The organism is Leptothoe sp. ISB3NOV94-8A (assembly GCF_043421595.1).
Classification (GTDB): domain Bacteria; phylum Cyanobacteriota; class Cyanobacteriia; order Phormidesmidales; family Phormidesmidaceae; genus Leptothoe; species Leptothoe turfae.
In genome coordinates, this window is the sequence record NZ_JAXSQW010000001.1 from 5,244,323 (window position 1) to 5,267,599 (window position 23,277).

The 23,277-nt window shown below is 47.5% G+C and carries 19 protein-coding genes and 3 pseudogenes; 11 read left to right on the plus strand and 11 right to left on the minus strand.

Annotated features, from left to right (window positions below; translation table 11 throughout):
* Nucleotides 1–44 precede the first annotated feature (44 nt).
* The gene (locus tag SPB21_RS22340) at nucleotides 45–476 is read right to left on the minus strand and encodes a hypothetical protein (RefSeq protein ID WP_499867755.1); all 432 of its coding nucleotides are present in this window, start codon (nucleotides 474–476) and stop codon (nucleotides 45–47) included.
* A 163-nt stretch (nucleotides 477–639) separates the two neighbouring features.
* On the opposite strand from SPB21_RS22340, the gene psaK reads away from it, so the two are divergent.
* Nucleotides 640–903 (plus strand): photosystem I reaction center subunit PsaK, encoded by a 264-nt coding sequence (gene psaK / locus SPB21_RS22345; protein WP_006516666.1) that lies wholly within the window; start codon nucleotides 640–642, stop codon nucleotides 901–903.
* A gap of 267 nt (nucleotides 904–1,170) precedes the next feature.
* Here psaK and SPB21_RS22350 read toward each other — a convergent pair whose 3' ends face one another.
* Both SPB21_RS22350 and SPB21_RS22355 read right to left on the minus strand, forming a co-directional pair.
* Nucleotides 1,171–1,476 (minus strand): thioredoxin family protein, encoded by a 306-nt coding sequence (locus SPB21_RS22350; protein ID WP_163671241.1) that lies wholly within the window; start codon nucleotides 1,474–1,476, stop codon nucleotides 1,171–1,173.
* 81 nt (nucleotides 1,477–1,557) lie between these two features.
* Complete coding sequence (locus SPB21_RS22355) at nucleotides 1,558–3,924, minus strand: ATP-dependent helicase (protein WP_499867756.1); 2,367 nt, start codon at nucleotides 3,922–3,924, stop codon at nucleotides 1,558–1,560.
* Nucleotides 3,925–4,102: 178 nt separating this feature from the next.
* Here SPB21_RS22355 and SPB21_RS22360 point away from each other — a divergent pair, with 178 nt between their 5' ends.
* From SPB21_RS22360 to SPB21_RS22370, 3 genes and pseudogenes are all read left to right on the plus strand, one after another.
* Nucleotides 4,103–4,270, plus strand: coding sequence for a hypothetical protein (locus SPB21_RS22360; protein WP_163671239.1), 168 nt, complete (start codon nucleotides 4,103–4,105; stop codon nucleotides 4,268–4,270).
* Between the two features lie 40 nt (nucleotides 4,271–4,310).
* A complete protein-coding gene (locus SPB21_RS22365; RefSeq protein WP_499867757.1) occupies nucleotides 4,311–4,544 on the plus strand; it encodes a hypothetical protein in 234 nt (77 codons plus the stop codon).
* 40 nt (nucleotides 4,545–4,584) lie between these two features.
* Nucleotides 4,585–4,653, plus strand: a pseudogene (locus tag SPB21_RS22370) (Uma2 family endonuclease); the annotation flags it as partial.
* Here the strand turns inward: SPB21_RS22370 and SPB21_RS22375 are convergent.
* Nucleotides 4,652–5,278, minus strand: a pseudogene (locus tag SPB21_RS22375) (cytochrome d ubiquinol oxidase subunit II). The pseudogenes SPB21_RS22370 and SPB21_RS22375 overlap by 2 nt on opposite strands.
* A 286-nt stretch (nucleotides 5,279–5,564) precedes the next feature.
* Nucleotides 5,565–5,759: pseudogene (locus SPB21_RS22380) on the minus strand (cytochrome ubiquinol oxidase subunit I); the annotation flags it as partial.
* Between the two features lie 150 nt (nucleotides 5,760–5,909).
* Between SPB21_RS22380 and SPB21_RS22385 the strand changes: the two are divergent.
* On the plus strand, nucleotides 5,910–6,806 hold the full coding sequence (locus SPB21_RS22385) for an alpha/beta fold hydrolase (RefSeq protein ID WP_163698181.1): 897 nt from the start codon (nucleotides 5,910–5,912) through the stop codon (nucleotides 6,804–6,806).
* Nucleotides 6,807–7,849: 1,043 nt separating this feature from the next.
* On the opposite strand, the gene SPB21_RS22390 is transcribed toward SPB21_RS22385, so the two are convergent.
* Nucleotides 7,850–8,323 carry a hypothetical protein gene (locus tag SPB21_RS22390; RefSeq protein ID WP_163671236.1) on the minus strand — a complete coding sequence of 158 codons (474 nt, stop codon included), beginning with the start codon at nucleotides 8,321–8,323 and terminating at the stop codon, nucleotides 7,850–7,852.
* Nucleotides 8,323–8,727 carry an NIL domain-containing protein gene (locus SPB21_RS22395; RefSeq protein WP_006516691.1) on the minus strand — a complete coding sequence of 135 codons (405 nt, stop codon included), beginning with the start codon at nucleotides 8,725–8,727 and terminating at the stop codon, nucleotides 8,323–8,325. The genes SPB21_RS22390 and SPB21_RS22395 overlap by 1 nt, the downstream gene beginning before the upstream one ends.
* A 53-nt stretch (nucleotides 8,728–8,780) precedes the next feature.
* Here SPB21_RS22395 and SPB21_RS22400 point away from each other — a divergent pair, with 53 nt between their 5' ends.
* Nucleotides 8,781–9,353 (plus strand): thioredoxin family protein, encoded by a 573-nt coding sequence (locus SPB21_RS22400; RefSeq protein ID WP_163698185.1) that lies wholly within the window; start codon nucleotides 8,781–8,783, stop codon nucleotides 9,351–9,353.
* Nucleotides 9,354–9,365: 12 nt separating this feature from the next.
* Here SPB21_RS22400 and thyD read toward each other — a convergent pair whose 3' ends face one another.
* Both thyD and SPB21_RS22410 read right to left on the minus strand, forming a co-directional pair.
* On the minus strand, nucleotides 9,366–10,289 hold the full coding sequence (gene thyD, locus SPB21_RS22405; protein ID WP_499867758.1) for a thylakoid membrane protein ThyD: 924 nt from the start codon (nucleotides 10,287–10,289) through the stop codon (nucleotides 9,366–9,368).
* Between the two features lie 23 nt (nucleotides 10,290–10,312).
* Nucleotides 10,313–11,053 (minus strand): HAD family hydrolase, encoded by a 741-nt coding sequence (locus tag SPB21_RS22410; RefSeq protein WP_163696516.1) that lies wholly within the window; start codon nucleotides 11,051–11,053, stop codon nucleotides 10,313–10,315.
* A 199-nt stretch (nucleotides 11,054–11,252) separates the two neighbouring features.
* Here SPB21_RS22410 and SPB21_RS22415 point away from each other — a divergent pair, with 199 nt between their 5' ends.
* Both SPB21_RS22415 and SPB21_RS22420 read left to right on the plus strand, forming a co-directional pair.
* Entirely contained in the window at nucleotides 11,253–11,693 is a 441-nt protein-coding gene (locus SPB21_RS22415; protein ID WP_006516695.1) for a hypothetical protein, read from the plus strand.
* A 66-nt stretch (nucleotides 11,694–11,759) separates the two neighbouring features.
* Nucleotides 11,760–13,283 (plus strand): phytoene desaturase family protein, encoded by a 1,524-nt coding sequence (locus tag SPB21_RS22420; RefSeq protein ID WP_163696616.1) that lies wholly within the window; start codon nucleotides 11,760–11,762, stop codon nucleotides 13,281–13,283.
* Nucleotides 13,284–13,304: 21 nt separating this feature from the next.
* On the opposite strand, the gene SPB21_RS22425 is transcribed toward SPB21_RS22420, so the two are convergent.
* Nucleotides 13,305–15,188 carry an alpha/beta hydrolase gene (locus tag SPB21_RS22425; protein WP_163671231.1) on the minus strand — a complete coding sequence of 628 codons (1,884 nt, stop codon included), beginning with the start codon at nucleotides 15,186–15,188 and terminating at the stop codon, nucleotides 13,305–13,307.
* 455 nt (nucleotides 15,189–15,643) lie between these two features.
* The gene (locus tag SPB21_RS22430; RefSeq protein WP_163671230.1) at nucleotides 15,644–16,702 is read right to left on the minus strand and encodes a hemolysin family protein; all 1,059 of its coding nucleotides are present in this window, start codon (nucleotides 16,700–16,702) and stop codon (nucleotides 15,644–15,646) included.
* A gap of 346 nt (nucleotides 16,703–17,048) precedes the next feature.
* Here SPB21_RS22430 and SPB21_RS22435 point away from each other — a divergent pair, with 346 nt between their 5' ends.
* The 3 genes from SPB21_RS22435 (at nucleotide 17,049) to SPB21_RS22445 (ending at nucleotide 23,277) form a co-directional block, all read left to right on the plus strand.
* Entirely contained in the window at nucleotides 17,049–18,947 is a 1,899-nt protein-coding gene (locus tag SPB21_RS22435; RefSeq protein WP_499867759.1) for an ABC transporter ATP-binding protein, read from the plus strand.
* A gap of 417 nt (nucleotides 18,948–19,364) precedes the next feature.
* Nucleotides 19,365–21,644 carry a DUF4114 domain-containing protein gene (locus SPB21_RS22440; protein WP_163700293.1) on the plus strand — a complete coding sequence of 760 codons (2,280 nt, stop codon included), beginning with the start codon at nucleotides 19,365–19,367 and terminating at the stop codon, nucleotides 21,642–21,644.
* Between the two features lie 160 nt (nucleotides 21,645–21,804).
* Nucleotides 21,805–23,277, plus strand: a complete 1,473-nt coding sequence (locus tag SPB21_RS22445; RefSeq protein WP_163671227.1) for a P-loop ATPase, Sll1717 family — start codon at nucleotides 21,805–21,807, stop codon at nucleotides 23,275–23,277.

Consider the following 23,277-nt stretch of genomic DNA (forward strand, 5'->3'; position numbering starts at 1 on the left):
AGGGGATGGTTTTGAGTTTTGAGGTTTGAATTCAGTGCCGATCTCTATGCTGCATTTTCCGTTGCCTGTAATGTTTGTGCTAAGAAACCATGCCACTGTTTAGCCAGTTCCACATCTGTAAATGGAATCTGTGGTGTTTTACCGTCTTGTAGATTGAGCTGGATGACGGCCTCACTTTTTTTAGCTGTACCTTTGACTGCTTGAGTAAATGCGTCGTCACCCTGGATCAGCAGATCGATGGTGCGAATCTGATCGAATTGGATGGTTTGCAGACCGATGACGCCTTGACGAGTGGGTAAACCCCACGTCAGTGTACGCTCTACTTGCCCTAGAGCGGCATAGATATCGTACTTAGCACGTTCAAACTGAGTAGCCCATTGCTTATAGGTTTCGACTTTTTTGTACTCGTTCCAGCCTGCCCAGGTAATCCAAAAAAAGAAGATCAGCAAGGGGAGCCAGAGTAAACCGTGAATCATGGGGCGTGCACATAGGTATTTATGCTCCCATTGTAAAGTCTTGCAACGAGGCGGTCGTTGATCTTTCGCATTGATGAAAGATGATGACAAGGTTTGTACTTAGTTTGCGCTAAGTCGGCCTCCAGACTTCAAAACCATACTATTTCTGAGAGGAGACGGTAATTTGCTTTACTTACCTTCTTTATTGGCAGTGACTCCAGCCACTGTTGCTTGGAGCCCCAAAGTGGGTCTCGTCATGATCATCTGTAACGTACTTGCGATCGCACTCGGTAACTACGGTATCAAGCATAAGAACGTTGGCCTTGGTCTACCTTCCTCCGAATTTTTCGGTGGTATGGGCCATGGTGCAATGTTGGCTTGTACTAGCCTAGGGCACGTGATTGGTATTGGTGCCATCATCGGTTTGGCCACTATCGGTGTGCTTTAACATCCGTTAGAGATCATCATCCATCAGGCTGTCTAGCCCTATCGGCTAGATAGTCTGACAGATAGACTCAAATAACATTTCACTTTAAGAACATCTCAATCAAAGCTGGGGAATCAAATCTCCAGCTTTTTTTTGTGTGGGAAGTGGAGCGTAGGGAGTTCGTTTCGCTAGGGAGTAGTGCGGAGGCTAAAACATACATCCTATTTCCGTGAAAATACGTATTCCCCATTTTCTAAGCCCCACTTCTGACTCCCCACTCCCCATCTTTTAATTGATAACTGCCTGGAGACGTTTACGAAATTCTCCTTTGGGATGCCCGCCTTTGACCTCACCTAAAATTTTGAATTCCCCTTCAGGCTCTTCGCAAATGATGTAGGTGGGCCAGCCCATATCTGATTTATCAGGGTATTGGGTCAGGAGCACCCGTCGGTATTTGCGGTATGTGGCTGTATCCTGCATTTTGATATCGATAAAGTCTAGGCCTAGCTCGCTGGCGACTTTGGCGTCGTAAAAGGACATTTTGTGACAGATGCCGCAGTCTTCGGAAGAGAATTTTAGAACAGATTTAGGCATAGTGAGGTTCTGGAGGCGAAAATGTTGGCAGGGGCAAAACGTTGTAGAGAGGTTGCATACAACCTCTCTACAACGTTAATTCTAAAATGACTCTGTTTGCCGCTCCCGCATAAACTTATCCAACGGTCGTAATACTGGACAAGGCTCTCCGTTCTGTAGGTTGTCTGGATTACTCCAGGTGAAAGGGGCTTGTTTCGCGGCACTCATCCATAGCAGACGTTTGGCGCGGGTCATGGCGACATAGAGGAGACGAAATTCCTCTGCTTTTTTGAGGTCGTTGGCACGGTGCCAAGCTGTTTGCATCTCAGGAATGGTTTGATTGTCGTGGACGTAGGTACGGATTTGGGCGCGGGCAACGTCGGGTAGGGAGACACTGCCAAGAAACTCACCCTGGGGAGGTATCCAGGATTCGCCGGGGATTAGTTTTGCGTGGAGGAAGGGGAGAAACACAACATCCCAGTCTAGACCTTTAGCTTTGTGCATGGTAGTGATCGTGAGCTGCCCAGCTCGAGTGTATTGAGCCTCCGTATCTTCGGCCTCAATGGCATCAAACCGTTCAGAACTGACGATTTCTTGGAGTGCGCCAATCATGGTACTGAGGCTACTCTCTTCAGTAGTTTGCTGAGCGATACGGGCTGCCAGTTTGTCAGCGGTGGCGAGCTCGCTTTGGTTGTAGTTGAGGGTGGTGCCTAGAAAGGGGATCAAATGATAGGGGGGTAAGTCGAAGCGGGCGCGTAGCAGGCTAGTGCAGTAGCGACGGGCATTGAGCGCGGCCTCATGGGTGAGTGGTGGTTCAAGGGGACCAGGGTAGAGAAACTGTTCTGGATTGGTGGCGAGGGGGTTGAGATCTTGGGTGGGAATGCGTTGGCGATCTACAAGAACGCGCAGGGCTCCTTTGAGATAGTCAGGAGAATGGGGCCGTTCGATGAATAGGAGTAGGTGCAACATTTCGAGAGGGACTTGGGTGTTGCGATCGCGACTGCCCACATCATAAATTTTTAGCCCAGTTGTCTCAGCAAAATCAAAGCCTAAGCGTTCAGCATCTTCTAGAACTTCTCGAATAAATCGACCTTGGCGATTTTCTCGCACCAACACTGCCAGCGTGGGTGGTGCTGGTAGTGCATTTGAAGAGGTGTTTTCTTTCTCTTCTTTCCAATTATCAATTAGTTCTTTTACCTTTTGCGCAATTTTCTGAACAGATACATTGATGTCGGCAGGGTTCATAAGCAGTTCCACACCTTGACCCAAGGGTGCGGGGTTGGCATTGGGTTGTGGGTCATTGGGGGGCACGGGCAGGATAGCCTGTGCTCGGAATGGTGGCTCTTCCCTAGGGAATTGTTGGTTAACCCATTGCAATACGTAGTTAGCAGCATCCATGATTTTTGGGGTGCTGCGCCCAGCCTGGTCAATGGTGGCAAGGCGATCAGGTCGGTTGGCGTCACAAAATTGATTGAAGAAAACCGGATCGGCAGGGGTGAAGGTAGAGTTAATGGCCTGGTTGGGGTCGCCGACGCGGACGAGGTTGGGGGAGACCCCCCTGTCCCCCAAATTTGGGGGATCTGGATAACCAATTGCTTCTGGGTCAACATCAGGATTGGCCGCCAATTTCGCCAATAACCTTGTCTGTAAAGGTGATGAATCTTGAGCTTCATCCTCAAATACAGCAAAGAATTGGCTTTGCCAACGACGGCTGATGTCTGGATCTTCTAATGCCTTCAGTGCAGCCAAAATCATATCGTCGTAGTCGATTAGACCTCGCTGACTGAGCAGGGTTTGGTATTGCCCGTAGAGTCCGGCAGCGATATCTAAGAGTTGATAAATGTTAGGTGGAGCTTGCTGACCAATACGATTCAGGTCGGCAGGCTGAAGGCCTGAACTTTTAGCTTCGTGGATAGCGGTGTAGGCCAGGGCTGGCAGTATCTCGGTGCGGAGTACTGATTGCCGTCGCAACCGTTCAGTTTCTTCCCCGTCAAAGCTTTGGCCTTCCACAAGCCGATGATAAAGGGCTGGTGCTTCATGAATCCAAGCTTCTACAGCCGTGCGGATGAGACGGTTACTTTGGTTCGGTGAGACGAGGGTGGTGGTTTCGAGGTTGATGCCGGAGACTTCCGGGTTGTGGGTGGCGATGTTGAGGGCCAGCCCGTGCAATGTTTGGACAATGAAGCTGTTGTAGGGAAGTTTGAGAGCTTTGAGGTGATGTCGGACTTTGGCTTTGAGGTTGGCGGCAGCAGAGCGGGTGAAGGTGACGAGGACAAGTTGTTTGCGGGCGTGGAGTTGAAAATGGGAGATTGCGATCGCAGCACCAGCAGCCATACCCGTAGATTTACCAGAGCCTGGCACGGCTGAAACAGCAAGCGGTCCACCGCGCCAGTCAGCCAAGCGACGTTGGCCAGGGCGCAGACTATCGCGTAGTTTCTGTAGTTGTGCGTTGCGATCAAGGGCAGTCATCAGAGTGGTATGGAACTCTCAGCCATAGGTTACTGCACGCAGCCTGATCTAAGCTGAAATCTTGAGGTTTCCTATACCAAAAAACTACAGTTCTGGATGTGAACTAGATTATGTCGAAAATCCTGTAAAAAACGGTCTGCCTCCTACAATGATTTCTAGATGCTTTCAGGTACTGCCTATGATGAATCTTTCTGAACGTATGATTGCGATCCTGGGTAGTGTGATGTTTGGGATTGGTTTGCTGTTTACGGCGATTAGCCTGATTCCAAATCGTGAGGTGTCTGCTGTAGCAGCCCTGTTGATGGGTGGTGGTGTGGGTCTAATTACGATGGCATCCAAGGAGTAGGTATATGAATGGCAAGCAGTTAAAACATCGAGAGCCAACGATGCAGAAGCCGTCCATCCAGTCTAAATCTTCTGTCGGTAGACGATATGCCATTGGTAAAGGCATCGGTCTTTGTCTGATAGCGTTTGTGCTGATTTTTGCGGCGAGTGATAACTCTGGTCGGTTGATTGGCTCTGAAGACCCGTTAATAGATTCTCATCCAGGGCAGTTTGCGGCGTACTTCTTTGCCGGTTTTGCCGGCATTTGCGGATTAGACCTGATTCGGAGAAGTTAGACGTTATCTTTCAGTTCTTGCCTTGGGTGATATCCATCCGGTGGTTGAGGTGGTGAGCACCAACTGGGAAACAGATTATGCCCGTAAGGTAGAAGAATATTCTCTGTTTATGTTGCAATATTTTGGGGGATCAAAAATCCAATGAAGATGATCATAAAGACGAGAGAACTAGGAGATGCTGCTGCCTGATAAATAGTAATACTAGGCGGAATAATGTAGGAAAAAACAATCAACCCTAACCCTATAAACGTTAGGAGAAAGATCAAGATTGCCCAAAGAAAAGGCAATTTCTCTCGTTGTTGACTCAAACCTTGCAGCAACAAAACCAACAACAATACACCCAAAATTGGAATCATAGAAAAGATAACAACTTCGGGATAATGAAACAGTCGTTCACGGGCGTTTTGGTAAACAATTGGTGTGGCAATGGTAATTGCGATCGCACCCAACAAAGTCGTTCAAGCCGCAATCTTAGCCGTCGTATAGTGCGTTTGTTGCAGTTCTCCTTCAGTCTTCCAAATCAAATAGGTAGACCCAATCAACACATACTCTTAAATCAAGGTAAGCGCCACCAAAGCTGAACGCCAATCCAGCCAATCAAAAGCACCACCCACAAAATGACCCGCTGTATCCACAGAGATCCTTTTTTCTGTTGATGCAGTCAACGAGAGAATACCCATATCTAAATCAAAGCCATCGAGCATGACATAAAGTAGAAGAAAAAGCGCGAAAATAACAAATCAAACTTGCGGGAGAAAATGCAGAAGGGCATCCATTGAGAGTTTACAAAAGAGTATTTACAAAAACCCTTTCAAATACTGTCAAATAGCCCGAGTATCTCTTAGGCTTGACCTTTAACTCAAACAAGAGATGTATCAGCCCCCTCCAACTCTTAGCTTTCAAAGCTCTCTTAGTCATTCAAAGAAAGTCTTGAACACAGAGCACCAAACAGTGATACAAAGGGATAGCTAAAGAGAGTTAGAACTCAAGAAGAGTTGGAGAAATAGACATACATCAGACAATAAGGCTTACTTTGGACCAAAATCGAGCATGGTGGTAATACTCCTTATTCTTCGTCCGTAGCCAAAGGCCCTCCAGAACTACAAAATAAATGGCCATGCCTGTTGTCAGCACTGGCCACAGCATATAAAAAATCGCCGTCAGAGCAAATTGAGTGCGGGATAACGCCACCGTATTTGAAAAAAATCCATACAGACCTGTTCAATGCGCGTACACTCAAGCGAACGAACCGACTAGAATCTGCGCTTATACTTCTTTATATGTCTTAACAATTCATCAATAATCCACCTAGCCTGATTTTAGCTCTAGGCAGAGACATTCAAAGCACGATCGCGCCACATCACCATGACACTTCCTACCACCCACTTTTGGACCTGGCAAAACTTTTCAATCCGTTATCAAACGGCTGGAACCCAAGGACCACCGCTACTCCTAATCCATGGCTTTGGAGCCCACAGTGATCATTGGCGCAAAAACCTACCTGACTTAGGACACAGCCATCGCGTCTATGCCATTGACCTGATCGGCTATGGCCAGTCTGCTAAACCCACACCCGGTGCCCCCATCAACTACACTTTCGAAACCTGGGGGCAGCAAGTGATCGATTTTTGTCGGGAGATCATTGGTGAGCCTGGTTTTTTCGTAGGTAACTCCATTGGCTGTATCGTGGCTATGCAAGCCGCTACCATGGCTCCGTCCCAGGTTCTCGGTCTTGTTGTTCTTGATTGCTCCTTGCGATTACTGCACGATCGTAAACGTGCCACCCTTCCCTGGTATCGCAGTGCACCCACACCCCTCATCCAGGCCATTCTCAACTACAAACCCATTGGCAAGTTTTTCTTCTCTCGCTTAGCCAAGCCCAAAACACTCAAAAATATTCTGAGGCAGGCCTATGGTCGCAAAGAGGCCGTTACCAATGAACTCATTGAGCTACTGCTGACGCCCGCTCGCGATCCTGCAGCTGTGGATGTATTCGTAGCCTTTATCAGCTATTCCCAGGGGCCACTGCCTGAAGATTTGTTACCTCAGCTGTCCTGTCCTGTGCTGATGCTATGGGGTGAGGCTGATCCGTGGGAACCCATTCAACTAGGTCGGGAACTCAGCAAATATGAAGTCGTCGAACAATTCATGCCACTCGAAGGAGTGGGCCATTGTCCCCAAGATGAAGCACCCGAACTGGTGAATTCATTAATCACCGAATGGGTACAAAGGAAGGCGGCAACCAGCTTAATCAAATCCTGATATAGCTGAGTCGCCCTCCTTGCAACTTTGTAGGCGTGTACAGAGCCTCTCCGCTTTCACGGCTCAATAGATAAAAAAGTACCCTGGAAACACCAAGGTGTATCACAGGGTAGGGGCAACAGTTAAACGCTTGTGCTGTTATTAGAGTCGCTTAGACAATTCCCTAAACGCTGTATTTTTGTGTCGATTTCTAGAGTGTCCATAATGCCATCACAGCGATATTTCTAGCTGTGCTAGTCACGGAACTCTTATGGTGTATTTACCCGTTCATAACGCTTGCAAACTGGTCTTAGCTTGCAAGCATCGCGCAGTACCCCCATTAACCATCAGCGACTCCCCCTTAATCCCATAACGCATTCACCCTGCTCTCATTCTTAAATGTGATGCTGGCTCACCCATTACCTTTAAATAAAAAAGTACCCCGAGAGCGTAGAGCTCACGAGGTAGGGGCAACAGTTAAACGCTTGTGCTGTTATTAGAGTCGCCTAAAAAAAAGCCTACGCGGTTTGGCCTATGCCGATTCCTATAGTGTCCATAATTTATTTACAGCATGGGTTTCAGTCGTGTGAGCTATGATACTCTTATGGTGCATCTACCACCTATATTTGGCTCTTTGTTAAAGACTACGAACAATAACTATATAGTTATTGTTTAGTTGGGTCGAATTACGACCATCCCTTTGCTAGTTGTTCTTAAATAAAAAAATACCCCGAGAGCATGAAGCTCACGAGGTAGGGGCAACAGTTAAACGCTTGTGCTGTTATTAGCATCGCTCAAGAAAACTACTGAACGATTATTTTTGTGACGCTTTATAGAGCGTCCATTTCTACCGCTATTGGCGATACTGCTTCTATAGCTTATTGGCTTGTGTACTTTGTTAAGGGTGTGTCACCTATGGGATGCATTTTTTGAGCATTGCATCTTTTAAATAAAAAAGTACCCCGAGAGCATGAAGCTCACGAGGTAGGGGCAACAGTTAAACGCTTGTGCTGTTATTAGCATCGCTTAAAGCAAAGCCTACGCGATTTGGCGTATGCCGATTCCTATAGTGTCCATAGTCCAATGATGGTTGGATCCATATTGCCATGCGCCATAATCAGCTCTGTCGTCAATCGACTCAGTGCTAGTCCCATGAGGGATAACAATAGAATTGTGACAAAGGCTAAATTGTTCCCAATATCGCGAATCAGTAGCTCTACCCGTAGTAAAAGTGCTGCTGCTAACATTACGAGGAAATAGACAAAAATCTGAATCCAGGACACAACAACTACAGCTAGGGAGGCGATGACCAAAGCCATGATCGTATAGCCAATATCAGATTTAAACCCAAGCAAAAAAAAGTTGCGTAAGGGTTTCCAAATGATGGTTAGTAATGCTGATTCCAGTACTGCATAAATGACTGCTAGCCACCAGATAAAGTCGGAGCTGTGACGAGAATGCAAAAAGGCACCAAAGCCCATATAGGCCAGTAATAAAAGCAGTGACGACAACCAAGGCAATTTTTTTATCAGTGTCATCACAGGTTAGTAGAAATAGCCTGGACTGGGCATGTGGGAATACATTGCTCGCACACAATACATTGAGCGCGGTTAAAAACGAGTTTGAAACTCTCGGGATCTAATCGGAGAGCACCTGTGGGACAAACGCCTGTACATAGACCGCAGTGGACACAAAGGTCTTCGTCAATGAGAATTTCGCGACTAGATAGGGACACGCCAATGCCCTGGTTACGCATCCATTCAATCGCTTCATCTAGTTGATCAATGTCACCAGATAGCTCGATTACTCCCTTACCCACTCGATTCGGTGCCACCTGTGCACGAATAATATTGGCTGCGACATTAAAATCCTTCGCCAGCCGATAGGTAATAGGCATATTCACTGTCTGTTTTGGAAAGGTCAGGGTAACACGCTTTTTCATTCCGCTAGACTAAAGAAGACGCTGTAATGACGCCACGGGCGCTTTTTTATTCTATGTCGGTTAACTCCCCTGAAGCTGGTGGTCTAGGGCAACGGTTGCGAAATTTTGTGGTGGTAAGTGTAGCTGTGGTGCTCAGTGTAGCCGTGGTCCTGGGTCTGCAAACCCGTACCCCCTCGGCGTCTCTTTCAGATATGGCAGAAGCATCTGTACCGCTAAATGAGGCGATCACCAATGGAAAACCCACTCTAGTGGAGTTTTATGCTAATTGGTGCACTAGCTGCCAGGCCATGGCTGGCGATTTACAGCAACTCAAAAGTGAGTTTCAGCAGGATGTGAATTTCGTCATGCTGAATGTGGATAACAATAAGTGGCTACCAGAAATGTTGCACTACCGGGTAGATGGCATCCCCCACTTTGCATTTCTGACTGAGACCGGGAACGATGCCGGGGCAGCCATTGGTGAAATTCCAAGGGCAGTCCTGGCAGAGAACCTGACAGCGTTAGTCGCTGGAAACGAGCTGCCGTATGCCCAGGCTGAGGGACAAACCTCGGATGTGGAAACTGCTTTAGAGCCGTCAGGTTCAGCCGATGATCCCCGGAGTCATGGAGCACAGGTAGTGCAGTAGTAGCAGACAACTCTACTCCACTACTATTTCTCGCAGGGCGGGCTCCACTTTGGGATAGGCGAAGGAAAATCCGGTGGATTGAGTGCGCTCTGGTAAAACTTTCTGACCTTCCAGCACAACCACTGCACCATCGCCTAACAAAGTCTCAATGACAAAGTCAGGGACGGGTAACCAGGAGGGCCGGTTCATCACTTTACCTAAGGCATCACATAGCTCAGACATGAGCACAGGATGAGGGGCTGTACCGTTGTAAACACCAGACATTTTTTCATCGGTTAAACCTTGCATAAATAGGCTAACCAGATCGTCACGATGCACCCAGGAAAACCATTGTTTGCCACTACCAATGGGACCGCCCGCATAAAGTCTAAAGGGGGTGATCATCTTTGCGATCGCACCGCCCATGCCCAATACAATCCCAATACGGATTATGACAAGTCGTGTGCCATGGGCCGTCACCCTATCTGCAGCCTTTTCCCATTCCTGGCAAACCTGAGACAGAAAATCCTGATGAATCGGCTCACTCGTTTCATAAAACTCTGCCGTTTCGCTGGTGCCATAAAAGCCAATAGCAGAAGCATTAACAAGCACCTTAGGCTTAACAGCCGCCTGACCGATGGCTTCGACAATTTTCTCTGTGCCGATGACACGGCTACTCATGATTTCCCGTTTACGCTCAGGGGTCCAGCGTTCTGAAATAGCCTCACCAGCCAAGTTAATCACGCCATCACAACCAGAAATTTCCGCCTGCCAATCTCCCGACTCTTGTGGAGTGTAACCAACGATCTCAACCTGATTAAACACAGATGCCGGGAATACTTTTCTGGCTCGCTCAGGGTTACGGGTAAATACTTTAATTTGATGCCCCGCTTCATGGAGCCGCTGCACTAAGCGAGATCCTACAAATCCGGTTGCCCCAGTTACTGCCACTTTCATTATCAAACACTCTCCTGGAACGGTTACACAGCTGGCTTTTCCTCCATGGTAGCTGCATTCGATCCCCGTTCATAACGAGGGGCAATCCAATCAAAGTCAATTTCGTTCAAGTAGTCTACGGCCCAGGTCGCACAGCGCTGCATCATGTGATACGGATAGATTTGAGCGACGCCCACGACAGGAATATTAGCCGCCTTAGCGGCTTCGACACCCGCAAAACAAGACTCGATCGCCAAACAGTTTTGGGGCGTTAGGGCCAACTCAGGATTCAACAGGTTCAACTGATCAATGGCGGCAAGATAGCTGTCAGGAGCAGGTTTGCTAGCCGCCACAGGCATATCACTAGCAGACACAACCAACGAAAACTGATCAGTGAGCTTTGCCGCAGTCAACACCTGTTCTACATCAGCTCGTTGGGCTCCAGTCACAATAGCTGTGACATATTGTTTGCTGCGAATTCGATACAACAGGTCATCTACCCCTGCATAAAGGGCAAGCTTAGGTTGCGATCGCAACCATTCCCCATAGCCTTCAGCCTTTTTCCGCAGTAGACCATCTAAGTAGTCATCTCGGACAAATCGGCCTCGTGTCTGCAAAATCGCTGTCAATCTGGCTCGGTCACTACGGCCAAGATACATCTCCTGGTATTCCTCCAGGTTAAACCGTAGGTTTTCCGACAACAGCAACTGAGCAATCAGCTGTGGATGAATGTCATCGTCATTGATGATGACGCCATGGAAACCCCAAAATACTGCCTTGAGCATTGTGACAAATTACGCCATTAGAGATCTTGACAAATACCTTTAACAAGGATTAGATCAGCGTTCTAACCCCGTCAGATAGACATTATTAAAGATGTACGTAGATAAGGCACCAAGTATGCCAATAACGCCTTAGTATTAAATATTACCCCCTTGGGGAATTAGCTTCGACCTTCCGGTTTAGTCCATGAGGTTTGTAACTATGCATCTGCTTTCCGAAAAGACTTTACTTAGTCAAACATCCATTCCAGTGATTTTACAGTGGTGGCTTCGGCGTAAGCGACTTGCTAAATCAAGGAATGTACTTAGTAATCCCGTTGTAAAAAACGTGGATTCTAATTATTTAGATAAGTATCAACGACTTATGGATGTGTACGCTGTCGTTAAATCTGGTGGTGCTGTAGCCCAGATCCAGGCCGCCAATGAGTATCGGGATCGTGAACGCGATGCCATCACTCGACGCCTCAGCCAAATTAGTAATCAGCCTGAAGCCACAGACGAATATCTTCGCTTACAGCAAGAAGCGCAAGAACTAGAAAGCTCCACTCTTTGGAGAATTAATCAACTCAAGGATATTCATCCTGAGGAAGAAATGGCTGTGCGTGAATACTTACCGCAGATTGAGCAGGTTTTGATCCGATAAACACACCATAGGACAATGTAGAGGCGTTCTATGAAACGTCTCTACCTGTGGATAAAAATAATACCTATGGAATCGTTGGACGTCGTCGTCATCGGCAGTGGCATTGGTGGCTTAGTAGCCGCAGGCTTACTCACTCGCTACGGTCGGCGGGTTTTGGTGTGTGAGAGTCACACATTACCGGGTGGTGCGGCCCATGCATTTCAGCGTCAGGGGTTTACCTTTGATTCTGGGCCGTCTTTTTACTGTGGTCTGGCCGATCCGACATCCTGTAACCCGTTGCGAGAGGTGCTGAATGCCTTGGGGGAAAAGGTTAACACTGTCGCTTATGACCCACTGGGACATTACCACTTCCCCGAGCGCACGCTGGCCATTTATGGTGATGCCAAACGATATCAGGCCTCTTTAGCTGAGTTCAACCCTCAGGCAGCGCAAGAACTCCAGGCCCTAACAGACAAAATGCTAGCGATATACCGTCCCCTAGGGTCAATCCCCGCCTTAGCCCTACGGGCAGATGGTTGGCTGTTTCCGCTACTAGCCCAACGTTTCCCTACAGCTATGCTGCAGATGCTCCCTCAACTTCGGAGCTTAGGGCGTTCGATGGGAGATTTTGTAGATGAAACAGTCCACGATCCTTGGTTACGGCAGTTGATTGATCTTGAATGTTTTTTGCTTTCAGGTATGAAGTCCCATGAGACTGTTGCCCCTGAAATGGCATTTATGTTTGGGGAGCGAGCGGCATCTGTCATTGACTATCCCATGGGGGGTAGCGGCGCTTTGGTGGATGCCCTGATCCGAGGTTTCAAGCGCTGGGGTGGCGAACTGCGCTTAGGTACCCATGTCAGCAAAATTTGGACCGACCGGAATCAAGCACAAGGGGTGATTCTCAAAAACGGTGAACGCATACGCGCTGATAAGGTGATCTCGAATGCCACCCTATGGGATACCTACAATCACCTACTGGACGACACTGATCTGCCCATGGGCTATCGTCAAAAGTCTTTGGAGACACCAGCGGTTGATAGCTTTATGCATCTCCATCTAGGCATCCAGGCTGAGGGTCTAGATGATTTAACGGTTCACCATGTAGTGGTGCATGACACAGACACAGACATCACCACCCCTGGTAATACCTGTATGATCTCTATTCCGTCTGTGCTAGACCCCACATTGGCTCCCGAAGGACATCATGTGGTGCATGCCTACACGCTAGAGCCCTGGCAAGACTGGCAGCGGGATGCAGGCTATGGAGCCAAAAAAGAAGCAAAGGCAAAACCATTGATGCGGGCATTGCAAAAAGTGATTCCAGATATTTGCGATCGCATCACTCTCAAACTCATCGGCACCCCGCTTACTCACCAGCGGTTTCTCCGCCGCCACCAAGGCACCTACGGCCCCGCTATCGCCGCTGGGCAAGGCCTATTCCCAAGTTGTAAAACCCCCATTAAAGGGCTTTATCGAGTAGGAGATAGCACCATTCCGGGTATCGGTGTCCCCGCCGTCGCTGCCTCAGGCATTCTCTGCGCCAACAGTCTAGTCAGCCCCAGGGAATCGGCGGCCTTATTAGATCTACAACGATCCAAATCTACCTAATCAATTCAAACCCTATCCTACTTAGATCCAAGGTAATCTCATAGGCCAGTAGAGCACCGTAATCGACACCTGCTCTTGGCGCAAATAGGCCATCATCCGACGATGTGCATTACCCACCGACTTGCGCGCATCAAAGGTTTTTAAATGTACCCATGAGCGCAACGTTTCTCCTTCAGCACGAGCTTGCTCAGGAGCCACCGTTCTTAACCAGCCCTTAACACTTTCAGGTAAAGTTTGGGTCATGCGTATCGGCAACATTCCCGTAGAAAACTGCTGTGCATAAGCTGGCTCCAAAAAGACGTTATAGTTTTTCGCCCCAGACGTGTGCTGCATCGTCACACTCAAGGAAAGCGCCCTTAAATATTCCCGTAGAGTAGCGGCCTGCTCACCGGACAATTCTGGCATAAACGGAATCTGAGTCAGCGCTTCATTCACATTTTCCGGATCGCCCACACTGAGATGGGTGCCGCCAATCACCGCAACTAAATGATTATCGGGTCCACTCAATTGATTAAACGGCCCTAGCTGTTGAGCTAATGTAGGCGTCACCCCATCCTTAGTGCCGGTCAAAATAACGCTGGGTACATTGACATCCGCCAACCCCTTACGACCAAATAATCGACCGACCAGCGGATTCATTGCTATCACTTGGATAATGCGGGAATCTCTCAGATCCGCTGTTACCTCAGGTAGCTCGACTGCCGCACACTGTAGCCAATCGGCAGGCGATAAGCCCACTGGCGTCAGACTGTCACAAAAGGAAGGCAAAGCAGATAAATCTAGCTGTGCTCCCGCTAAAGCAAAACCGGTATAGCCGCCTAGAGAATGGCCAATCAAGACTACCCGCTCGGTATCAAATTTACCCTCCAACATGGGTGACACCTGTTCCATCCAATCCAGGCGGTCAAGAACATAGCTGACATCACGCGGACGATCCAAAAATTCGCTAGCTGGTAAAATGCGGCTCGGCTCTTCCACTGCCGTCGGATCCAAGGGAGTATTACTGAGGGCTTCAACATTACTGCCCACATGCTCCACAGCCACCACCGTGAAGCCATAGGAAGCCAAATGCTCACCCACATAGGTGAGAAAATGCCGATCGGCAGCAAACCCATGGGACAAAACAACCAGCGGTGCCTCTTCCACAAAGGCTTCATCTGGCACATATACATCCAGCGGAATTAGCCGGTTGCGATCGCTATCTACAAACTTATATGAGCGCTGGGTCACCCCCATGGGACCTACCGTTGTGGGGTCGATATCGTCAGGTAGGTCAATGTCATCGCTCACCAGCAGTTCTTGCTCTAGTACGCTACTGAGCGCGTCCCCTTCTAACCGGGACAGATTAAGCTGCGATACAAGTGCTAATGCCGACGTTAGGTCTACATCTAACGTGTCTTGGGGCACTGCCCTCAGTACCCCAAGCATATTCAAACCATTGGTCTGTTTAGCCGCTAAACGAATCGCGCCCCGAATTTGCTCCACAGTTAATCCTGGCGCAACACGAGCTAAAGAATCCAGTAATAACTCACCGTTGGGCGATGCCAAAATATCAGCCACCATGCGATCCGCCATCGCCGGATCAAGCACCACCCGATTATTTAGCATTGTTCGAAGTTCAGGTGTTAGAAAAGACTCATAAAGCCGCAGTCGATCTGGAACCTGGCCAGTTTTAGCAAATTCTTCAAGATCGCTAACATAGAGCGTCTGCTTAATTGGCCCTACTTGAATATTCACCCGCTCGGCCGCTTGCACTGGTCCACATATCGCCACCCCTAACGCTACAGCGCTACCCCATACTACTGACTGCCATCGCTTCAACGTCATCAGCTTTGAATCGTTTACAAACGTCAAAAACTGGGCCAGTCGAAGCGGTTGAGCCGCCGAACGAGCAGAATGGATCATAGTTGAACGGGAGTGGGTAAGCGAACGATTGGAAAGCGAGTTCCTAAGCACAGGAACATAGCCCTACCAACAGCCATAGAATCGTCAAATCATAACTAACATAGCAATCAAAACTAGAAGTTATCAGTTGCTAAGATAGCGAACCGATTTGACTCCAGTAAGGGCTAATAGATTACTTCACCATAATTAGCCTTAACGCCGGACGTCTCATTGCTAATTTAAGGTTTGCGTATGCCTATTATGTTTGCTGTTTATTCACACTTCACAGATTGGCTCATACCAAACACTAGCAACACCCCGGATATTACTTAAGAATGACCACTCAACGAATCATTGGCATGATGGGGCCAGGCAGTAATGTTACCGAGTTAGTTTTACGTAACAGACGATGTAAAGCTTTATGTCGAGTACCTCAGGCCAGCGTTGGAGCAGAAAAATTAAACATCCCAAACCAACTACCGACTTCGCTTTAGATCCGTCTGAAATCCTTGTCGCTGAAGCAATCGTCGCCGTCTCTGCCGAGCCAATGCCTGTAAATCCACATTCCGATCGGTTTCATCGACAATCTCGCCAATCAGGACTTCCAACACATCCTCCAGGGTCACTACACCGGACACGCCTCCGTACTCATCAACCACAATCATTAAGTGCTCACGAGCCGTCTGGAAAGTTTTGAGTAGCTTATCAGAACGCTCAGTGGCCGGAATATATCGAGCCTGACGCATACAGCTAGTAACCGGATCTTTGCCGCGTCCCTGAACTAACGCTGCCAATAGCTCAGCTTTTAGGGCCACACCTAGCACGTCGTCCAAGTCTTCTCCCGTGACAATTATGCGGCTGTGCTGCGACTGCATGATTTCTTGCTGCGCTGATTCAAGGGATTGATTGCCTTGAATATAGGTAATCGCTACCCGAGGCGTCATGATGTCTTCCGCAGCAATGTCATTCATCCGAAAGACTTTTTGAATCAACTCAGCCTCGTCATCTTCAATCAAGCCTTCTTGATAGCCCAACATTGCCAGCAGCTTGATTTCAGCTTCGTTGGTAACGGGGCGTTGATTGCCTTTGATCAAGGGTGCAGTTAATTTCTCTAGCACTAAAATAATCGGCGTCATCAGCCAGGTGAGGCTGCGGACAGGCATTGCCACAAACAAAGCAAACTGCTCGGCATAACGTTCGCCAATGGTTTTGGGGACAATTTCGGCAAACAGAATGATCAAAAATGTGAGGATGCCAGAAAAAATGCCTAGCATCAGATTGCCAAAAAGCTCCGCAGCAATACGACTGACGACAAAACTGCCGACTATATTAAATACATTATTGAGGATAACGATGGTAGCAATGGGGCGGCTGACCTTTTCTCGAATAGCTAGTAAGGCAAGCGTCGCTGGGTTACGATTTTGAGCAAGCTGTCGGGCTTTGAGTAGAGGAATGGACAGCAGTGCCACTTCAGTACCTGAACAGATTGCGGAACCGATGATAACGATCAAAACTGCGATCGCAAGTTGGGCCATGGTGGAAGGAGAAACAACATATCAATAATCAACGGCGAAGGATTGCTATGATTCTGGACTAAGCGTACACAATCTACCTATACGCGTCGCACCCATGAGACATGGGCATTTTGAAAAAGCAGTGGCTAATTCACAATACCGATCCTTTGCACAATGGCACTAGCGCGGATTTGCCGAAGTCTCAATGGTTAACTCTAATAACTCTAAATATAGTTGGCTTACTCCAAATAAATACACAAGCAAACCCAGGTTTTCTAACATCATTGATAATTAAGCTTTAGCCCTAAATATCCGACAGTATTGCAGCAGTTCTGTACTCTTTTAACGATTAGCACCTACTATCTCCATGAGTGAAATCATCCTTGATGTCCGCAACTTAAAAGTCGAATTCGATACCGCCAACGGCGTGATCAAGGCAGTTGATGGCATTTCATTTCAGGTCAAACGGGGTAGAACTCTAGGCATTGTAGGTGAGTCAGGGTCAGGTAAATCGGTCACGTCGTTGTCTGTCATGGGGCTAGTCCCTAACCCTCCAGGTAGAATTACCAACGGCGAAATCCTTTTCTCAGCCCAAGCAGACGCTGCTCCTACCAATCTGTGTCAGGCTTCTCCTAAACAGATGCAAGATTATCGAGGCAGCCGGATATCAATGATTTTTCAGGAACCCATGAGTTCCTTAAATCCGGTCTATACCTGTGGATTTCAGCTCATTGAAGCCATCCAGCAGCATCATAATGTAACCAAAGCAGAAGCAGAAGCCAAGGTTATTGACAGCCTACAGGAGGTCAAGCTGCTACCCAGTGACGAAGAATTGGCCACACTCGTTGCGACAGAACAGCAACTTAAGGACCGCAATGCTATTGCCCGTGGAGTGCAGCAGCGCAAAAAGGCTATGCTCAAGCGCTATCCTCATCAGCTCTCTGGGGGACAGCTACAGCGAGTTATGATCGCGATGGCCATTGCCTGCGATCCAGACCTCCTGATTGCCGATGAGCCCACTACCGCGCTCGACGTTACTGTCCAAGCTCTGATTTTGGACCTGCTGCGAGATCTGCGGGACCGGCGCTCTATGTCGATGATTTTTATTACCCACGACTTGGGCACCATCGCCGAAATTGCCGACGATGTGGCCGTTATGTATCGCGGCAAAATTGTTGAATACGGGTCTGTGGATAAGATTTTTGCTAATCCAGAGCATCCTTACACAAAAGGGCTATTGGCCTGCCGTCCCCGACCTGAGCAACGGTTACGCAAACTCCCCACCGTAGCTGACTACATGCAGGTTCAAGATGAGCCCAACGGTGAATTTAAAATCTTTGCTCGGCATTTTGACAACGATGAGGCAGCAACTCTGACAGCACAGGTCACGGCAGAAGAAACAGCCAGTCGTCTCGAAAAGCTGGGGGGTGAGCCGCCTTTAATCACGGTACAAAACCTAAAAGTCGGTTATCCAGTCAAAGGAATGTTTGGGCAGACGACTCGCACCTTTATGGCCGTAGATGATGTGTCTTTTGAGGTGTACCGGGGTGAAACGTTTGGTCTGGTGGGTGAGTCAGGGTGTGGGAAGACGACCCTGGGACGTGCCCTACTACGATTGGTTGAGCCCATCGTCGGCAACATTTTCTTTGAAGGACAAAACATTCGCCAGTTGCCTAAAGGAGAAATGCGCAAGCTGCGTCGCGAAATGCAGGTCATTTTCCAAGATCCTTTTAGCTCACTGGATCCACGTATGAGCATCGGTCAAGCCATTGCTGAGCCGTTAAAGATTCATAAAGTCATCCGCAGTCGTCGTAATCTCCAAGAACGGGTGGCCTATTTATTAGAACGGGTAGATATTGATCCTGGCTGTGTCAATCGGTTTCCCCATGAGTTTTCTGGCGGACAGCGTCAGCGTATTTGCATTGCCCGTGCTTTAGCTCTAAATCCTAAATTTATTATCTGCGATGAATCAGTATCTGCCCTGGATGTATCGGTGCAGGCTCAGGTGCTAAACCTACTCAAAGAACTACAGGAAGAATTTGGCCTGACCTATGTGTTTATTTCCCATGATCTGGGCGTAGTGAAATTTATGAGCGATCGCATCATGGTCATGAATCGGGGCCGCCTTGAAGAACTTGGCCCTGCCGATGAGATTTACAACAATCCACAACAAGCGTACACAAAGCAGCTAATCTCAGCGATTCCCGCAGGCACGTTGGAACGGATTCAGGAATTACAGGTGGCAAGAGGTGCGATCGCATCATAACTCTCCCCCCTAGTCAACAACAATATTTTTTACCTGAGACATCTCCGTAACAATATCAGAGTTGTTTCAGTGTGCGTTTTTACACGGCGCTAGAAAGCTGTTTCACTCCACAGTCAATGACACCAAAAAGCAATATCGTGTCCCAAAATAGATCTTCCTCACAATCCTTTTATTGCTGTATTAAGCCTCGGTAACCATCGTGAGCTTAGTCGGGACCAACCAGGCCCTACGTGAAATTATTGAGTAAGTCGCTTCAAGTCACTAAAGCGTTTAGTGAAGTTGTTTCCTGAACAGACCCGCTGATAGATAAATGGTCTGAATATAACCATGGGCTCATGTTGTTGCGTGAGCTCATGGTTGTCAGGAACAAATTAGCGGCTTGCCCCCTTAACCGTTTACTCACTATAGAGAAATACAATGGCAAGCCTTGACAGAATTACTCGCCGTGATAACACAAATGACCCTACTTTTACTGCGGATAATCAACTAGAATTTCGAGTCAATTTTACATCAGATGTAAGCAACGTAACAGCTGATGACTTTGATATTACTGGAGTGACCGGGGCTACTATCATTTCTGTTAAAAGCGTTAACCAAAATGATGCTCAATACGACATTGTCATTGAAGTTCCTAATTTACCGGCGTTCACTGGCACCATAGGCCTTACACCGTCTAATGCATGGGATATCATTGACGCAGGAGACAACAGTGCTGTACCTACAAATGTAGGAAGAAATCAAACTTATGAGCTCGTCGGGACTGGCAATCCTGATACAACAGCTCCTTCAATCACCAGCATCGCACGACAAACACCAGGCAACGCAACGACTGATGCAGATACACTGACGTTCCGAGTGACGTTCGACGAAGACGTCCAAAATGTTGATGCTAATGATTTTGTTATCAATGGCAATACAACTGCTACCATCAGTGGCGTCACCCAAGTTAACGGAAGTGTTTACGATATTGTGGTTAGTGGTGGCAACCTAGCTACTTTCAATGGTGCTGTCGGGCTTGATCTTGCTGTTGGCCAAAATATTGCTGACATAGCAGGTAATACCCTACCCAACGGCGAACCAGCTATAGATGAAGTTTACACTGTTGATAATAGCCTGGTTCCTTCACTAACAAGTATTGAGCGACTAACGCCAGCCACCGCAACAACTAACAGTGATACTCTCGTCTTTCAAGTCACATTTAGTGAAGACATTCAGGGAATTGATGCAACAGACTTTGTTGTCAATGGAGGCAGCACCGCCTCAGTTACTGGCGTTGTTGCCGTTAATAACAGCAGCAGTATCTATAACATCACAGTAAGTGGAGGCGACTTAGCTAGCTTTAACGGCCCTGTTAGACTCGCATTAGCTGCAAATCAAAATATTACAAACTTGTCCAATGTAGCTGTCCCTGTAGCTGCACCCACAGGGACTAATGAAATCTACACGGTCAGCAATGAAACTGTACCGCCTACACTGCTTAGCATTGAGCGCCTAACACCAGGCACTGCAATAACTAGTGACAATACCCTAGTATTCCAAGCCACCTTTGATGAAGGTGTTCGAAATGTTGATGTTACTGACTTCTCCATCAATGGCAATACCACTGCCAGCATCACTAACGTCACCGCTGTCAATGATCGTGTTTATAACATCACCGTCTCCGGCGGAAATCTAGCCTCCTTCAATGGTTCTGTCGGTATCGATCTGGCTGACACCCAAAATATTACAGACTTAGTAGGTAATGCTTTGCCGGATAGTGAGCCTGCCAAAGATGAGAGCTACACTGTCTCTAACACACAAGGGGCCAGCAGTAAGCTCACTGTAATAGCCGGCAACCTTCTGGAAATCACTGAGCTTGGCATCGCCCAGTCCCTGAACTTGACCATTAGTTCTTCTGTCAACGTTTCGGTTGAGACAATCCGGATATTTACAACAGATGCCAAAGGCAAAAACCGTAAACAGCTTGGTAGTTTTTCTGTCCTTGAAGGCAGTGTCTTACCTGTAGAGTATACCCCTGGCTTCAGTCTTACAAAGAGCGAAATTGCGACAGGAACGTTTTTCCAATTTGAAGTCGAAGAGATTGATCTAAAGACTAATACCACTGTTATCCGTACGGCAACAATTACCTCTGTTAGTGCCACAGAGGTGTCACTAGACTTTGGCAATAATACTAAGTTGACAACAACATTAACGAATGAAGTATCGGTGACTAACCTACTGCTAAACGATGCAGCAGCCATTGATTTGACAGGCTTAACTGGCCAATCTGAGGTATCATTCACGGTCTATCGTGAAGCACGTTTAGATAATACTATTGGCTTCTACGTCACAGATTTTGCGGATGGCCGCATTATTATCGATGAACTGACTAGGGCCACTATCAGTCCAGGGGAAGAAGGCTATAAAGAGGCCGCCCTAGCAAAACAGTTGAATGTACAACTCACAGGTGAGAATGACAAAGTAACCACCTTTGAAGCAACTATCACCAACGGTGTATTCCTTGGCACCTATGTCGTCATTGATGGTGTTGATCCCTCTGCTGGTGAGGTCTTCTTTAGTCACCAAGGCTCCGGTAGCTTTGACCAAATCAGACAAGCTGGTATTAACTCCTTTGGTGTTGAAGACATCATTGGTGGTGGCGACCAAGACTTCAACGATATGGTGATCGCATTTGAGGTGCGCGCTGCAACTGCCTAACTCAATGCGGTGAACTAAGGCTCTAAGTCGAGTTGATGATAAGCCGATGGGTTAATTCCATCGGCTTTTTTGCGTTTCAACAATAGGTACCCTAGACGGTACTATGGGCTATCTCAAGGACGCGATACACTGATCCAGGAATGTACTCATCCTATGTCCAATGCGATTAGACATTAGGGAACTCAATTTAGGGTCAGACTCTGCCGAGCGCGATATCAATCTTGGCCTGGCGGAATACTTTTATCAGAATGCTACCTATCAGAAATTTCTCAGTGGCCGTAAGACAATTTTGGTCGGGAATCGTGGGGCTGGTAAAAGCGCTATCTTCAAATACATAGCCGCAACCGAAATTCGTAAAGGGAATCTAGTTCTAGAGCTTTCTCCTGAGGAGTATTCTTACGAACTACTGTCAGAGCATCTGACGAGCGAAGAGGATGGGTTTTGGCGTAAACAAAGTGCTTATTCAGTAGCTTGGCAATATTTGCTGTATACGCTGATATTCAAGAGTATTGCCCAGACTAAACGAGGGCTACTACTAGGTGCCACCAAGAACATCTACGACTACGTATCTAGCCAAAAGTTATCTCAACAAACTAGCTCCATTATTACGCTTGTCAATTACCTTAAGCGTATTGAGCAGGTCAAAACAAGTACTGCAACTGGCGGTCTTCGTAGCCAAGACTTACAAGCACTCTACAGTCTGGATGAAATTAAAACGTTGTTACCCAGTCTGCAAGCTGTACTGAAAAATACCAAGATTAAGATTTTAATTGATGAACTAGATAAGGGTTGGGATAATTCAGAGGATGCCAAATTTTTTATTGCTGGCTTATTTCAAGCTACACAAAAACTTAATCTGATTAGTCCTAATTTGCGAGTATACATTTCTATCCGACAGGAGTTATTTGATAACATTCCTCAGATCTATGAAGATGCTCAGAAAATTCGCGAAGATGTGGAGGTCATTCGTTGGGGCAAAAACGAGCTGCTCGAACTGATTGGTCGCCGCATTGTTCATTCGTTCCCCCAAGCTGCTCAGCTCAATGCCCAAAAACTTTGGCAGTCAATATTTGTGGCTCAAATGCAGGCGAGTGGGACGGAAACTCTAGACTATATTATTGATCGAACTCAGCTACGTCCCCGTGAGCTTCTACAGTTTTGTAAGCTTTGTGCTGAACGCATTGAATACTCCCTGGCAGGACGACGGATTGATGAGGTTGCGATCGCAGCTGCCGAAGAATCCTATTCTGAACAAAAAACCCGTGACCTCGCTTCAGAATATCGGTTTCAATATCCCTACCTGTTAGATGTGTTTGAAGTTTTCCGTGGCAAACGCAGTCACTATAACAAAGAGGAATTGGACTATCTGCTTTTGGCCATCGTCTGTGGTGAATATGACGTTGAGCAAGCATCCTCCTGGGTTCTGGACATGGATTATTTGGAGCTTAAACAAATCCTCTGGAAAATTGGTTTTCTCAAAGCGTGGGTACCTCGTCACACCAACCGCCGCACAACCTTAGCCGCTGCTTACCTGGGCCACTACGAGCTGCCTACCATTAATCTCGAAAATATTGAACGATTTCGCATCCATCCCGCCTGTACCAGTTTTCTACACCTAAAAGAGGCGTGCTAG